General features: G+C 73.7%; 11 protein-coding genes (1 of these 11 cut by a window edge). 5 read left to right on the top strand and 6 right to left on the bottom strand.

Going from position 1 to position 13,751, the window contains the following annotated elements; translation table 11 throughout:
- A protein-coding gene (gene ptsP / locus ACNJ93_RS03850) for a phosphoenolpyruvate--protein phosphotransferase (protein ID WP_418955899.1) crosses the window boundary here: on the top strand, window positions 1-1,448 show its 3' portion. 223 nt of this gene lie to the left of the window's left edge; only the last 1,448 of its 1,671 coding nucleotides appear in the window; the start codon falls outside the window, past its left edge; its stop codon occupies window positions 1,446-1,448.
- Window positions 1,449-1,562: 114 nt separating this feature from the next.
- On the opposite strand, the gene ACNJ93_RS03855 is transcribed toward ptsP, so the two are convergent.
- Both ACNJ93_RS03855 and ACNJ93_RS03860 read right to left on the bottom strand, forming a co-directional pair.
- Window positions 1,563-2,588, bottom strand: a complete 1,026-nt coding sequence (locus ACNJ93_RS03855) for a hypothetical protein (protein WP_418955900.1) — start codon at window positions 2,586-2,588, stop codon at window positions 1,563-1,565.
- A gap of 80 nt (window positions 2,589-2,668) precedes the next feature.
- Window positions 2,669-4,690: an acetoacetate--CoA ligase gene (locus tag ACNJ93_RS03860; RefSeq protein WP_418955901.1), complete on the bottom strand. Its 2,022-nt coding sequence runs from the start codon at window positions 4,688-4,690 to the stop codon at window positions 2,669-2,671.
- A 215-nt stretch (window positions 4,691-4,905) separates the two neighbouring features.
- On the opposite strand from ACNJ93_RS03860, the gene ACNJ93_RS03865 reads away from it, so the two are divergent.
- The gene (locus ACNJ93_RS03865) at window positions 4,906-7,290 is read left to right on the top strand and encodes a glycoside hydrolase family 31 protein (protein WP_418955902.1); all 2,385 of its coding nucleotides are present in this window, start codon (window positions 4,906-4,908) and stop codon (window positions 7,288-7,290) included.
- 226 nt (window positions 7,291-7,516) lie between these two features.
- Here ACNJ93_RS03865 and ACNJ93_RS03870 read toward each other — a convergent pair whose 3' ends face one another.
- On the bottom strand, window positions 7,517-8,602 hold the full coding sequence (locus tag ACNJ93_RS03870; protein WP_418955903.1) for a hypothetical protein: 1,086 nt from the start codon (window positions 8,600-8,602) through the stop codon (window positions 7,517-7,519).
- A complete protein-coding gene (locus tag ACNJ93_RS03875) occupies window positions 8,599-9,099 on the bottom strand; it encodes an NUDIX domain-containing protein (protein WP_418961300.1) in 501 nt (166 codons plus the stop codon). Before ACNJ93_RS03875 ends, ACNJ93_RS03870 begins: the two co-directional genes overlap by 4 nt.
- A 92-nt stretch (window positions 9,100-9,191) precedes the next feature.
- Between ACNJ93_RS03875 and ACNJ93_RS03880 the strand changes: the two genes are divergently transcribed.
- From ACNJ93_RS03880 to glpK, 3 genes are all read left to right on the top strand, one after another.
- Complete coding sequence (locus ACNJ93_RS03880; RefSeq protein WP_418955904.1) at window positions 9,192-10,001, top strand: M15 family metallopeptidase; 810 nt, start codon at window positions 9,192-9,194, stop codon at window positions 9,999-10,001.
- A gap of 285 nt (window positions 10,002-10,286) precedes the next feature.
- Entirely contained in the window at window positions 10,287-11,048 is a 762-nt protein-coding gene (locus ACNJ93_RS03885; RefSeq protein ID WP_418955905.1) for an MIP/aquaporin family protein, read from the top strand.
- 26 nt (window positions 11,049-11,074) lie between these two features.
- Complete coding sequence (gene glpK / locus ACNJ93_RS03890; protein WP_418955906.1) at window positions 11,075-12,580, top strand: glycerol kinase GlpK; 1,506 nt, start codon at window positions 11,075-11,077, stop codon at window positions 12,578-12,580.
- 163 nt (window positions 12,581-12,743) lie between these two features.
- On the opposite strand, the gene ACNJ93_RS03895 is transcribed toward glpK, so the two are convergent.
- Complete coding sequence (locus ACNJ93_RS03895; RefSeq protein ID WP_418955907.1) at window positions 12,744-13,349, bottom strand: GTP-binding protein; 606 nt, start codon at window positions 13,347-13,349, stop codon at window positions 12,744-12,746.
- Window positions 13,330-13,743, bottom strand: coding sequence for a DUF742 domain-containing protein (locus ACNJ93_RS03900; RefSeq protein WP_418955908.1), 414 nt, complete (start codon window positions 13,741-13,743; stop codon window positions 13,330-13,332). Before ACNJ93_RS03900 ends, ACNJ93_RS03895 begins: the two co-directional genes overlap by 20 nt.
- Window positions 13,744-13,751: the final 8 nt, after the last annotated feature.

A 13,751-nucleotide genomic window follows, 5' to 3' on the forward strand; every position in this document is an offset into this window, starting at 1 on the left:
AGGCGATGATCGCCCAGGACCCCGAGCTCATCGCGGACGTCGACCGCCGGATCGCCGTGGGCAGCACGGCCGAGCGCGGTATCTACGACGCCTTCTCGCACTACCGCGAGCTGCTCGCGGGTGCGGGCGAGTACATGGCCGGCCGAGTGGCCGACCTGGACGACGTGCGGAACCGGATCGTGGCGCGGCTGCTGGGCGTGCCGATGCCGGGGGTGCCGGACAGCGACGAGCCGTACGTGCTGATCGCGCGGGACCTGGCTCCGGCGGACACGGCGCTGCTCGACCCGGCGCTGGTGCTCGGCTTCGTCACCGAGGAGGGCGGGCCGACCAGCCACAGCGCGATCCTCGCGCGGGCGCTGGGCGTGCCCGCCGTGGTGGCGCTGCCGGGCGCGACCGAGCTGGCCGAGGGCACCGTGATCGCGGTGGACGGCAGCACCGGTGACGTCTTCGTGGAGCCGAGCGACGAGAAGCGGGCCGAGCTGGAGCGCGCGGCGGCGGAGCGCAAGGCGGCGCTGGCGGCGTCGAGCGGTCCGGGTGCGACGTCCGACGGGCACAAGGTGCCGCTGCTGGCGAACGTGGGCGGTCCCGCGGACGTGCCGGCGGCCGTCGAGGCGGGTGCGGAGGGCGTGGGCCTGTTCCGTACCGAGTTCCTGTTCCTGGACGACAGCAAGAAGGCGCCGTCCGAGGAGAAGCAGTACGAGGCGTACCGGCAGGTCCTGGAGGCGTTCCCGGAGGGCCGGGTCGTGGTGCGCGTGCTGGACGCGGGCGCGGACAAGCCGCTGGACTTCCTGACTCCTGCCGACGAGCCGAACCCGGCGCTGGGCGTGCGGGGTCTGCGGACGCTGCTGGACCACCCGGAGGTGCTGCGGACGCAGCTGACCGCGCTGGCGAAGGCGGCCGAGGGTCTGCCGGTGTACCTGGAGGTCATGGCGCCGATGGTGGCGGACCGCCAGGACGCCAAGGCGTTCGCGGACGCCTGCCGGGAGGCCGGGCTGCGGGCGAAGTTCGGCGCGATGGTGGAGATCCCGTCGGCCGCACTGCGGGCGCGTTCGATCCTGCAGGAGGTCGAGTTCCTGTCGTTGGGCACGAACGACCTCGCGCAGTACACGTTCGCCGCCGACCGGCAGGTCGGTGCGGTGTCGCGGCTGCAGGACCCGTGGCAGCCGGCGCTCCTGGACCTGGTGGCGCTGTCCGCGGAGTCGGCGAAGGCCGAGGGCAAGAGCTGCGGCGTGTGCGGCGAGGCCGCCTCGGATCCCCTGCTGGCGTGTGTGCTGACGGGTCTGGGCGTCACCTCCCTGTCGATGGGTGCGGCGTCGATCCCCTACGTGAGGGCGACGCTTGCGAAGTACACGCTGGCGCAGTGCGAGCGTGCGGCGGCCGCGGCGCGTGCGGCGGACTCCGCCGAGGAGGCGCGGCGCGCGGCGCAGGCGGTGCTGTCGGGCGAGTGACCGCAGGGCCGTCTCTGTGACGGCGGCCCGGTGTCGAGGGGCTTCCCGCCCGGTGGCGGGGAGCCCCTCGCTCGTACGCGGACGGGGTCGGGCCGGTGTCAGGTCGGTGCCGGGTCAGTGGTGGTCCGGCCAGGGGGTGTCGGGGGTGACGTCGAAGCCGGCGCGGTAGTCGACATGGGGTTCGGGCGCGAGGGGTTCGCCGGTGTCGGCGTCGGTGCAGTAGGCGTCGAAGACCTCGGCCTCGGTGAGCGGGATCAGGTTGCCCCGGTCGAGTCGCCAGCCGTGCAGGCGGTCTCGGGCTCCCGGGCGGGAGGTGCGCAGGACGAGTCCTCCGGGGCCGTGGAGGGCGATGCCGGCGGCGAGGACGGTGAGGAACTCCGCGCAGGGGCCGGTGGGTCGGAGCGGGGGCGGGTGCGCGGGGCCCGTCTCGACGTGGAGGACGGCGAGCAGGGTCTCCTCCGGAGCGGGGATGCTGCACACCAGGTGGTGGACGCCGGGTCCGGCGGTGTCGAGGAGCCGGCGCAGGAGGAGCACGGCCCGGCCGTGGCTGGCGCGGCCGATGTCCTGGCCGCATTCGGCGCAGGCGCCGGCTTCGGCGAGGAGCAGGGCGGCGTACTGGTGGGTGGCGTGGCGGACCGCGGCGTCGATGAGGTCCGGGAGGAGTTCGGCCAGCGGCTGGCCGGTGTACGGGACGTGCGGGCCGGTGGCGGCGAGTGCGGCGGTGTAGCGGCTGCGGGCGGCCGGGGTGTCGGGGTCGCTGCCGGTGTCGGCGCAGTGGTCGGCGTAGTCGTGCGGGTCGAAGAGCGCGACGGTGGTGTGGCCGCCCTGGGAGGCGAGGGTCCTGAGCAGGCGGTCGACCTCGTGGAGGTAGGTGAGGTGGTCGTCGAACGGGAAGCTCGGGTAGCGCGCGGCCATGGTCGCGAAGTCCTCGGCGTCGGCGAGGACGCCGAGGGTGCGGGCGACTTCGCGGCGCAGGGCGCGGCGGAGGGGCGGGGCGGAGGGCGGTCGGGTCCCTCCCCTGCGCCTGTCGCTCTTGTTCCTGCTGCTGTTGTTCTTGTTCTCGCTGTTGTTGTTACGGGTCCTGCTGCTGTTGTTACGGGTCCTGTTCCTGTTCCAGCTGTTCTTGCCGTTCGTGCGCATGGCTCCCCCTCGGACGTTCCGATCAGTGCTCACTCACCGTAACCGTGAGCACTGACAGTGACCGTCCGAGGGGGTGGTGCTCAGCCCTGCGGGCGCTTCAGTCGGGTGTAGAAGGTCAGCAGCGACGGGTTGTCGACGGAGCCGGGGTTGACGGCCTTCTCCATCGGGGTGCCCTGGAGGAGGCGCTTGACCGGGACCTCCAGGCGCTTGCCGGTGAGGGTGTGCGGGACCGCCTCGACCTCGATGATGTCGTCGGGGACGTGGCGCGGGGAGAGCTCGGTGCGCAGGGTCTGCTTGATGCGGGCGATCAGCGGCTCGTCGAGCGTCGCGCCGTCCGCCAGGTGCACGAACAGCGGCATCCAGTAGCCGCCGTCGGGCTCCTCCAGGCCGATGACCAGGGATTCGCGGATCTCCGGGAGCCGTTCGACCGCCTCGTAGATGTCGGCGCTGCCCATGCGGACGCCCTGGCGGTTGAGGGTGGAGTCGGAGCGGCCGTGGATGACGACCGAGCCGTGGTCGGTGATCGTGATCCAGTCGCCGTGCCGCCAGACGCCGGGGTACATGTCGAAGTAGCTGTCGTGGTAGCGGCTGCCGTCGGGGTCGTTCCAGAAGTGGATCGGCATGGACGGCATCGGGTTGGTGACGACCAGCTCGCCGACCTCGCCGGTCAGCGGCTTGCCGGCCGGGTCCCAGGACTGGAGGTCCGTGCCCAGGCAGGCGGCCTGCAGTTCGCCGATGTGGACGGGGAGGGTGGGGACGGCTCCCGCGAAGCAGGAGCAGACGTCCGTGCCGCCGCTGACCGACGCGATCCACAGGTCGTCGCGGACCTCGTCGTGCAGCCAGCGGAAGCCGTCCGGCGGCAGGGGGGAGCCGGTGGTGGCCACGCACTTCACGCGCGACAGGTCGAAGTCGCGGCCGGGGTGCACGTCCGCCTTGGCGCAGGCCATCACGTACGCCGCGGAGGTGCCGTACAGCGTGGCGCCGGTGCGTTCGGCGATGCGCCACTGGGCGGCGGTGTCGGGGTGGCCGGGGCTGCCGTCGTAGAGGACCACGGTCGTGCCGGTGAGCAGGCCGGAGACGAGGAAGTTCCACATCATCCAGCCGGTGGAGGTGTACCAGAAGAACACGTCCTGCGGGCCGAGGTCGCAGTGCAGGCCGAGCTGCTTGTAGTGCTCGAGCAGGATGCCGCCCTGGGACTGGACGATCGCCTTCGGCAGGCCGGTGGTGCCGGAGGAGTACAGGATCCACAACGGGTGGTCGAAGGGCACGTGCTCGTACGCGGGCTCCGTGTCGGCCGCCACCAGGTCCGCCCACTGCAGGGCGCCCTCGGGGGCCTCGGTGCCGAGGAGCGGGATGTGGACGACGGCGCGCAGGGTGGGGAGCTCGGCGCGGAGTTCGGCGACCGTGGCGCGGCGGTCGTGCTCCTTGCCGCCGTAGCGGTAGCCGTCCACGGTGAAGAGGACGACCGGCTCGACCTGCTGGAACCGGTCGAGGACGCTGCGGGCGCCGAAGTCGGGGGCGCAGGAGGTCCAGACCGCGCCGACGGCGGCGGTGGCGAGGAGGGCGACGGCGGCCTGCGGGATGTTCGGCAGGTAGCCGCTGACGCGGTCGCCGGGGCGGACGCCGAGGGCGCGGAGCTCGGCGGCGAGGGAGCCGACCTGGCGGCGCAGCTCGGCCCAGGTGACGGGCACGGGCTCATGTGTCTCGTCCACATGGAGGAGGGCCGTGTCGTGGGGGCGCTCGTCGGCGGTGCGCAGGGCGTGCTCGGCGTAGTTGAGGGTGGCTCCGGGGAACCACTCGGCGCCGGGCATGGAGCGGTCGCCGAGGACGCGCTCGTAGGGGGTGGCGAAGCGGATGTCGAACCACTCGGTCACGGCCCGCCAGAACGTGTCGAGCTCGGCGACGGACCAGGCGTGCAGCGCCGGGTAGCCGCCGTCGGCGGGGGCGCCGAAGCGTTCGGCGGCCCAGGCCTGGAAGCGGGTGACCGCGGCCGAGTCGATGCGGTCCTGGTCCGGCTGCCACAGCGGCTCGGCCGGCGAGGACTGCGACGGCGTCGGTTCCGACGACAGTTGCGACGGCTGCGACGACTGCGATGACGTCATGGGTACGGCTCCCTGGCTGCTACGCGGGGTCTGCGTGGTCCGCGCACGGGCTGGGGTGTGCGCGTGACACGGCTGACAGGGACGATGCCATGTGATCGTCTTTCGCACCAGGGTTCCCTGCCCATGGTCCGGCGGCTGAATATGTGCTCCCACCACGGGTGAACGGCAGTTGAACGCCGCTCTCCCGGCCTTCTCCGGATGGCAGGGTGAGGCTCATGAACGGTGGTCGTGGGCTGGGGCAGGGTGTGGTGCGGTCGGTGCGTTCGGTGAAGGTGCTGGGGGCGGTACGGGGGTTGCAGGGCCTGCGGGCGGCGCTGCGGCAGCGTCGCACCGACGCGTGGGGGCTGCAGGCGCGCGGGGCGGAGCGGGCCCGGGTGCCGGGGCCGGTCGGGGAGGCGGAGCCGCTGCCGGGCGGGGGGATCGTCCGGTTCGCCCGGTCCGAGCTGCGGATCAGTGTGTCGGTGGGCGGCACGGTGTTCTGGGGCTGGGACGGGGCCGAGCCGTCGCCCTCGTACGCGCTGGCCGGCGAGCCGCCGGAGCCGGACGTGCGGGCGCAGCTCGAGCCGGACACGGACGGCGGCTGGCGGGTGGTGTCGGAGCGGGTGACGCTGGCGGTGTCCCGGCACGGGGCGGTGGAGATCCGTACGCCGGGGGGTGTTTTACTGCGCCGGGACCTGCCGCCGCGCTGGTGGGAGCCGGTGGCGGGCGGGCCGGCGCGCTGGGTGCAGCGGAGCGAGCTGCCGGCGGACGCCCGGTTCTTCGGGCTGGGCGGGCGGGCGTCGGGGCCGCGGCTGCGGAACGGTTCGTACCGGCTGTGGAACACCGATCCCAAGGGCGGCTTCGCGCCGGGCGACGATCCGCTGTACCTCACGATGCCGGTGCAGTTCGTGGTGTCCGACGCGGGGACGCATCTGGCCTTCCACGACAACACGTGGGACGGGCGGGTCACGATCGCCGAGGGCGAGGAGGGGCACGGCTCGGGGCACGACCGGCCGGGGACCAGTGAGGTCCGGATGAGCGGCGGGCCGCTGCGGTGCTGGGTGGTCGTGGGCACGCCGGCGCGGGTGCTGCACGGCTGGGCGGCGCTGACCGGCGCGCCCGCGCTGCCGCCGGCCTGGGCGCTGGGTCCGCAGCACGCGCGCTGGGGGTTCGGCAGCGAGCGGGAGGTGCGGCGGGTGGTCGCCGGGTACCGGGAGCGGGGGCTGCCGCTGTCGGCGGTGCATCTGGACATCGACCACTACGACGGGCACCGGGTGTTCACCGTGGACCGGGAGCGGTTCCCCGATCTGCCGGGGCTGGCGGCGGAGCTGCGGGAGCAGGGGGTGCGGCTGGTGTCGATCGTGGATCCGGCGGTGAAGGCGGAGCCGGGGGATCCGGTGTACGACTCCGGGGCCGCGGCGGGGGCGTTCGTGCGTGACGCGCGGGGGCAGGAGGTGCGGGGCGTGGTGTGGCCGGGCGAGTGCGCGTACCCGGACTTCACGGATCCGGGGGTGCGGGAGTGGTGGGGCGGGCTGTACGAGGAGCGGCTCGCGCAGGGGTTCTCGGGGTTCTGGCACGACATGAACGAGCCGGTCTCCTTCGCGCCCTTCGGTGACATGACCCTGCCGCGGTCGGCGCGGCACGCGCTGGAGGGGCGGGGCGGGGACCATCGCGAGGCGCACAACGTGTACGGGCTCGCGATGGCGCGGGCGGGGTACGAGGGGCTGCGCCGGCTCCGCCCGGAGGAGCGTCCGTTCCTGTTCACCCGGTCGGGGTGGGCGGGGATGCAGCGGTACGGCGGCACGTGGTCGGGCGACGTGTCGACGGGGTGGCCGGGGCTGCGGGCCTCGCTGTCGCTGGTGCTGGGGCTCGGGCTGTGCGGGGTGCCGTACTCGGGGCCGGACGTCGGCGGCTTCGACGGGTCGCCGTCGCCGGAGCTGTACCTGCGCTGGTTCCAGCTGGGCGCGTGGCTGCCGTTGTTCCGTACGCACGCGGCGATCGACGCGGGGCGGCGGGAGCCGTGGGAGTTCGGGCCGGAGGTCCTGGAGCACGCGCGGGCGGCGCTGGTGGAGCGGGAGCGGCTGCGGCCGTACTTCGTGACGCTGGCGCAGCTGGCGCGGCTGACCGGAGCGCCGTACGTGCGGCCGGTGTGGTGGGGTGCGCCGGAGGACCGGGCGCTGCGGGACTGCGAGGACGCGTTCCTGCTGGGCGACGCGCTGCTGGTCGCCCCGGTGCTGGCGCGCGGGGCGGACCGGCGGGCGGTGCGGCTGCCGCGGGGGCGCTGGTACGACACGGCGACGGAGCGGGTGTACGAGGGCCCGGGCCAGGTGCTGCTGGACGCCCCGCTGTCCCGGATCCCGGTGCTGGCCCGCGCGGGCGCGGTGCTCCCGGTGCGGGGCGCGGACGGGGCGCTGGAGCTGGAGGCCTGGGCGCCGGCGGCGGGGCGGACGGGCGGCGGCCTGGTCGTCCGCGACCGGGGCGACGGCTGGGATCCGGCGGACATCGAGCGCTACACCACCCGCCTCGCCGCGGGCCGCGTGCTGGTGGAACGCGTGACGGACACGGGCACGGAGCCCGTACGGGATCTGCGGGTGCGGGTGCGGGGCGGCGCCCGCGACTGACCGACCGGGGCGGGGCGGCCCCGGCCGGGCGCTGGAACGCTGACGGCACCGGGGCGGGCTGAAACCGGTCCGACGGGGCTGGGCCGTCCGGCGGGAGCCCGGGCCGGGGCTCGGTTCGGGGCCGTCCGTGGCGGACGATGCGCCTGGCCGAGGGGCCGCCGGTGCCGTACGGAGACGTGGTGCCCCGCCGCCAGGGCGGTGGAGTCGGGGGCGGCGGCGGGGTCGGTCAACCGTCGAAGGTGAGCCAGTCGAAGTCGTGCTGCAGAAGGGGGGTCAGGGTGCCTCGGTGGTGCGCGGCGAAGCTCACCACCGCCTCCTTCTCGTCGCCGCTCACCGCGGCGAGCAGGCCCGGTGCCACGCAGAACGTCTCGGCCTCGTACGTCGGGAGGAAGGGGCTCAGGGGTACGGCGCGCAGCAGGGGCCGCAGCCGGTCGAGGCGCGCCGTCGGCATGACGTAGGTCGCCGCGTGGAAGGGCGCGGCCTGCATGGCTCCGTAGAGGGTGAACTGCAGGAGGAAGCGGCTCAGCGGCTCCGCTTCGAGGGTGGTGGCCGGGTCGGCGGCCTCCGGGTCCTCGGTGTGCCACACCCGGGGGTCGGCCCGCTCCGTCGGCCACGGGATCGACCAGTCCATGCCGGCCCCGCTCCGGACGGCGAAGACCAGTCGGCCGCCGCGCGGTCCGGCAGCGCGCCGGGGCGCTTCCAGCACCGGGTCGTGGAAGCCGTACAGGGCGGGCCGGAGACGGGCCAGGCGGTGGAAGGCGGCCAACGGCTCCGGCAGGTCGTCGTGTCCGGCCGTCGCGGTCCCGCCCGCCGGTTCCGTCTCGGGGAACCATGCGAGGACGAACGACTCCAGGGCCCGGACCGGGTCCGTGTCGACCTGGTCGACCCAGTCCACGGGCGCCGGTGCCCGCCCGGGCGCCGGGACCGGTCGGACGGTGTCCAGCACCTCGCGGGTCAGCGGCTCGTCCAGACACAGCTCGGCACGGTCGAACGAGGCGGGCGCCGACGACATTCCCCGGCACCGCGCGGTGCCGAGGGGAAGGCAGCCCCCGTCGAGCCGGGCGAAGACATGGAGCGGCGGGGCGGCGAGGAAGTCGAACCGCGGGTGCAGTTCCGGAATCCTGTCCCCGCGTACGAGCACGCAGGTGGCGTCCTGGACGCCGCTGACTCCCGGATCGTCGCCAGGCTCGACGACGACCACGGTCGCGTCCGCCCCGGCCCCTATCAGCGCCGTGCCCATCGCGTACCGGACGAGGCCGGAGCCGGCGAGGGACAGGGCGGTCGCCTCGGTGACGAGTGGCGGCGGCGTCATGCGGTGTACTGCCCTGCGAACCACCGGGCCGCCGCTGTCGTGTGGAGGGGGAAGCCGAGGTCCGTCGGCTCGGTGAGGAGGTGCCAGCCGGTGGTCTCGGCGGTGGGGCGGGGCCGGGGGAGGGCGTGGAGGTCGCGTTGCGGGAGGAGGCCGAAGAGGAGGAGGTGGCCGCCGGGCGAGCTGAGGGCGTCGGCCAGGCGGACGTCGTCCGCGGGGGCCTCGATGCCCGTCTCCTCCCGCAGTTCGCGGACGACCGCCTGCTGCCAGTCCTCGCCGTGGTCGATGAAGCCGCCGGGGAGGGCGACGCGGCCGCGGGCCGGTTCGATGGTGCGGGTGATGACGACGAGGCCGGTGCCGTCGGCGTGGGTCACGGGGAGCAGGGCCACCGCGACCGGGAGCGGGTTGCGGTACGTCGTCGCACCGCAGGCGCGGCAGGTGCGCGGCCAGGCCGCGTCGGCGGGGTAGGCCGTGCCGCAGTAGGAGCAGTGGGAGTTCATCGAGTGCGTCGTCACGACGCCGACGGTAGTCAATGCCGGCGGTGGTCCGTGCGGTCTTTCCGTGGGCGGGCGCCACCTGATAGACGGTGCGCATGACAGGACTTGCTTCCGCTTTCCGTGCCCTGGGCGTGTTCGCCGCCGCCGGTCTGCTCGCCGCCACCGCCGCCGCTCCGGCGGCCCGCGCGGAGCCCGAACCAAGGGCGCCACGGGAGTTCGTGGCGCTCGGCTCGGTCGACCGGACGATCCTCCAGGAGATGCGTTACACCACCCCGCACAACTTCGTCGGCGAGCGCATCGACGGCTACCGGCAGCCGCTGTGCATCCTGACCCGTCCGGCCGCGGAGGCGCTGCGCCGCGCGCAGACCGCGCTGCGTGCGCAGGGGTACACGCTGAAGGTGTACGACTGCTACCGGCCGCAGCGGGCCGTCGACCACTTCGTACGCTGGGCGAAGGACCTGTCCGACGAGCGGACGAAGGCCGAGTTCTATCCGCATGTCGACAAGTCGAGGCTGTTCGCGGACGGGTACATCGCCGAGAAGTCCGGGCACAGCCGCGGCTCCACCGTCGATCTGACCCTGGTCCGGCTGCCGGCCGCGCCGACGCGGCCGTACGTGCCCGGTGAGCCGCTGGTGCCGTGCTACGCCCCGCAGGACGAGCGGTTCCCGGACAACTCGGTGGACATGGGCACCGGGTACGACTGCTTCGACACGCTCTCGCACACCGACGACCCGCGGATCCAGGGCGAGCAGCGCGCGAACCGTCAGCTGCTGAAGTCCACGCTGGCCGCGCAGGGCTTCGTCAACCTGCCCGAGGAGTGGTGGCACTTCACCTACAAGCCGGAGCCGTTCCCGAGCACGTACTTCGACTTCCCCGTGGTGCGCCGCTCCGTGGCCGGGCACTGACCGACGCGCGAGGACGGCCGGCCGGGACCACCCCCGTGGGCCCCGGCCGGCCGTCCACGTGTGTGACGACGCCATCGGGCGCCCGGCGGTTCTCAGGTTCGCCTCTTCCGTGGAGTTCGCCCGGCGCCCCTCCCCCGCTTGACCTTTCCGTCCCCCGTGTCCACCGCGACGCGTCCGAACTGCACCTGTTGTCAGATCCCTTGACGCCCCCTCAGTCCCGCTGAAGACTGCCGTCTCGTCGCCCCCACCGTCATGGAACCGTTCCCACCCGGAGCTGGAGCCGCCATGAGCAACGGAGACATCTTCCTCGGCGAGACCATAGGAACAGCGATCCTGATCCTTTTCGGCGCCGGCGTCTGCGCCGCCGTCACCCTCCGCTTCTCCAAGGCGAGGGCCGCCGGCTGGGTGGTCATCGCCTTCGGCTGGGGCTTCGCGGTCCTGGCCGGCGCCTACACGGCCGCTCCCCTCTCGGGCGGTCACCTCAACCCGGCGGTCACGGTCGGCGTGGCCGTGGACAGCGGCGTCTGGGACACGGTCCCGGTGTACGTGGCCGGCCAGATGGTCGGCGCCTTCCTCGGCGCGGTGCTGGCCTGGCTGACGTACTACGCGCAGTTCGCGGCCAACGCGGACGCCGAGCACGCGCAGCCGACGCTCGGGATCTTCTCGACCGCCCCCGAGATCCGCAGTCCGGCGGCGAACCTGACGACCGAGGTCATCGCGACCGTGGCGCTGGTGCTGCCGATCCTCGCCTTCGGCCGGAACGACGGCATCGGCGTCGGGCAGATCCCGGGCATGGACGCCGGGATCTACGGTTCCGGCATCTCGATCCTGCTGGTCTCGCTGCTGGTCGTCGGGATCGGCCTGTCGCTCGGCGGACCCACCGGCTACGCGATCAACCCGGCGCGCGACCTCGGTCCGCGGCTCGCCCACGCGGTGCTGCCCATCCCCAACAAGGGCGGCTCGGACTGGGGTTATGCCTGGATCCCGGTCGTGGGGCCGCTGATCGGCGGGGCCCTCGCCGGCTGCGTGTTCACCCTGGCCTTCTGAGCCGTCCCCGAGAGCGAGGAGACCCCATGACCGACGCGTACGTCGCCGCGATCGACCAGGGCACCACGTCGAGCCGGTGCATCGTCTTCGACCAGGGCGGCTCCGTCGTCGCCGTCGACCAGCGCGAGCACGAGCAGATCTTCCCCCGGCCCGGCTGGGTGGAGCACGACCCCGTGGAGATCTGGGACAAGGTCCGGGGCGTCGTGGCCGGGGCGCTGGCGAAGGCCGGGCTGAGCGCCGACCGGCTCAGCGCGCTCGGCATCACCAACCAGCGCGAGACGACCGTGCTGTGGGACCGGACCACGGGCCGGCCGGTGCACCACGCGATCGTCTGGCAGGACACCCGGACCGCCGCGCTGTGCGCGGAGCTGGGCGGCGCCGTGGGGCAGGATCGTTTCCGCGCGGCCACCGGGCTGCCGCTGGCGAGCTATTTCTCGGGGCCGAAGGCCGCCTGGCTGCTGGACGAGGTGCCGGGGCTGCGGGAGCGGGCCGAGCGCGGCGAGATCGCCTTCGGCACGATGGACACCTGGCTGATCTGGAACCTCACCGGAGGCGTGGACGGCGGCGTGCACGTCACGGACGTCACCAACGCCTCCCGCACCCTGCTGATGAACCTCGAACGGCTGGAGTGGGATCCGGAGATCCTCGACGCCCTGCGGATCCCGGCGGCGATGCTGCCGGAGATCCGGTCGTCCGCCGAGGTGTACGGGACGGCCGTGGGGCAGCTCGCCGGGGTGCCGGTCGCCTCCGCGCTCGGGGACCAGCAGGCGGCGGTGTTCGGACAGGCCTGCTACGACCCGGGCACGGCGAAGAACACGTACGGGACGGGCAGCTTCCTGCTGCTCAACACCGGGAACCGGCCGGTGCCGTCGAAGAGCGGGCTGATCACGACGGTCGGCTACCGCATCGGCGACGCGGACCCGGTGTACTGCCTGGAGGGCTCGATCGCGATCACCGGGGCGCTGGTGCAGTGGTTCCGCGACCAGCTCGGCATCATCGGCAGCGCGGCGGAGATCGAGACGCTGGCGGCGAGCGTGGACGACAACGGCGGTGCGTACATCGTGCCGGCGTTCTCCGGGCTCTACGCCCCGTACTGGCGGGCGGACGCGCGCGGGGTGGTCACCGGGCTCACCCGGTACGTCACGAAGGCGCATCTGGCGCGGGCGGTCCTTGAGGCGACGAGCTGGCAGACCCGCGAGGTCGTGGACGCGATGTACCAGGACAGCGGCGTGCCGATCACGACGCTGAAGGTCGACGGCGGGATGACGGCGAACGGGCTGCTGATGCAGCACCAGGCGGACGTGCTCGGCGTGCCGGTGATCCGGCCGCGGGTCGCCGAGACGACCTGTCTGGGCGCGGCGTACGCGGCGGGGCTGGCGACGGGGGTGTGGTCGGGGCTCGACGAGCTGAAGACGCACTGGCGGGCGGACGTCGAGTGGACGCCGGCGATGGCGCCGGAGGTGCGCGAGCGCGAGTACGCGCGGTGGCGCAAGGCGGTCGAGCGCAGCTTCGACTGGGAGGACGGGACGTAGGGCCGCCCCCTCATGAACGCACGGCCGTACCCCTGTCGGTGGGGGTACGGCCGTGCTCCGCGTGCGGCGGTGCTCCGCGTGCGTACGCGGGTTCTCGTACGGACGTGGGTCCTCGTACGGACGCGGGTCCTCGTACGGCGTGGTCCGCGTTCCGACGCGGCGCTCAGGTGCCGACCGGCTCCCGCTCCCGGTCCGCCAGGACGAGGGCGTGCTGCACGACCGTCACCAGGACGTCCTTGACCGACTCGCGGTCGCGGGCGTCGCACATCACGAGCTCCACCTCCGGGTCGAGGTCCAGCGCCCCCCGCACCGCCTCCGCGGGGTGACGCGCGGCGCCCTCGAAGCAGTTGACGGCCACCGTGAAGGGGATGCCACGCCGCTCGAAGTAGTCGATCGCGGCGAAACTGTCCTCCAGCCGGCGGGTGTCCGCGAGGACGACCGCGCCGAGCGCGCCCTGCGCCAGCTCGTCCCAGAGGAACCAGAAGCGGTCCTGGCCGGGGGTGCCGAACAGGTACAGGACGAGGTCGTCGCGCAGGGTGATGCGGCCGAAGTCCATGGCCACGGTGGTCGTGGACTTCCCCTCCACGCCCTCCAGGTCGTCGACCGGCCGCCCGGCCTCGCTGAGGGTCTCCTCGGTGCGCAGCGGTCTGATCTCGCTGACCGCGCCCACGAGGGTGGTCTTGCCGACCCCGAAGCCACCGGCGACCAGGATCTTCAGGGTCACCGGCTCGACCGGGGCCGGCTTGCGGCTAGAGCGCCCGAAGGCCATTGATCACCTCGCGAAGGATGCTCACGTCCGGCAGTTCGGCCGGCGGAACGGGGCGGGTCACGTGGACGAGCTGTTCGTCGACGAGATCGCCGACCAGCACCCGGACCACCCCGACGGGGAGGTCGAGTCCGGCGGCGAGCTCGGCGATGGACTGCGGGAGTTCGCTGCAGCGTTCGACGATCTCGACGTGCTCGGGCGACAGCGTCTGGTCACGCCCGGGGTCGTCGGCGGCGGGCTCGGGCACGACCACGGCGATCAGGTCGAGCCGGTGGCGGGTGGCCGCGGTGGTCCGGCCGCGGGTCATCGCGTAGGGCCGGACGACCGGTCCGGCGTCGTCGTCGTACCAGTGGTGCGGGTCCTGCGGCGTCCGCCCCCCGGGCCTCGCGTCGCTCATGCCATCCA

The organism is Streptomyces tritici (genome assembly GCF_048500665.1).
Classification (GTDB): domain Bacteria; phylum Actinomycetota; class Actinomycetes; order Streptomycetales; family Streptomycetaceae; genus Streptomyces; species Streptomyces tritici.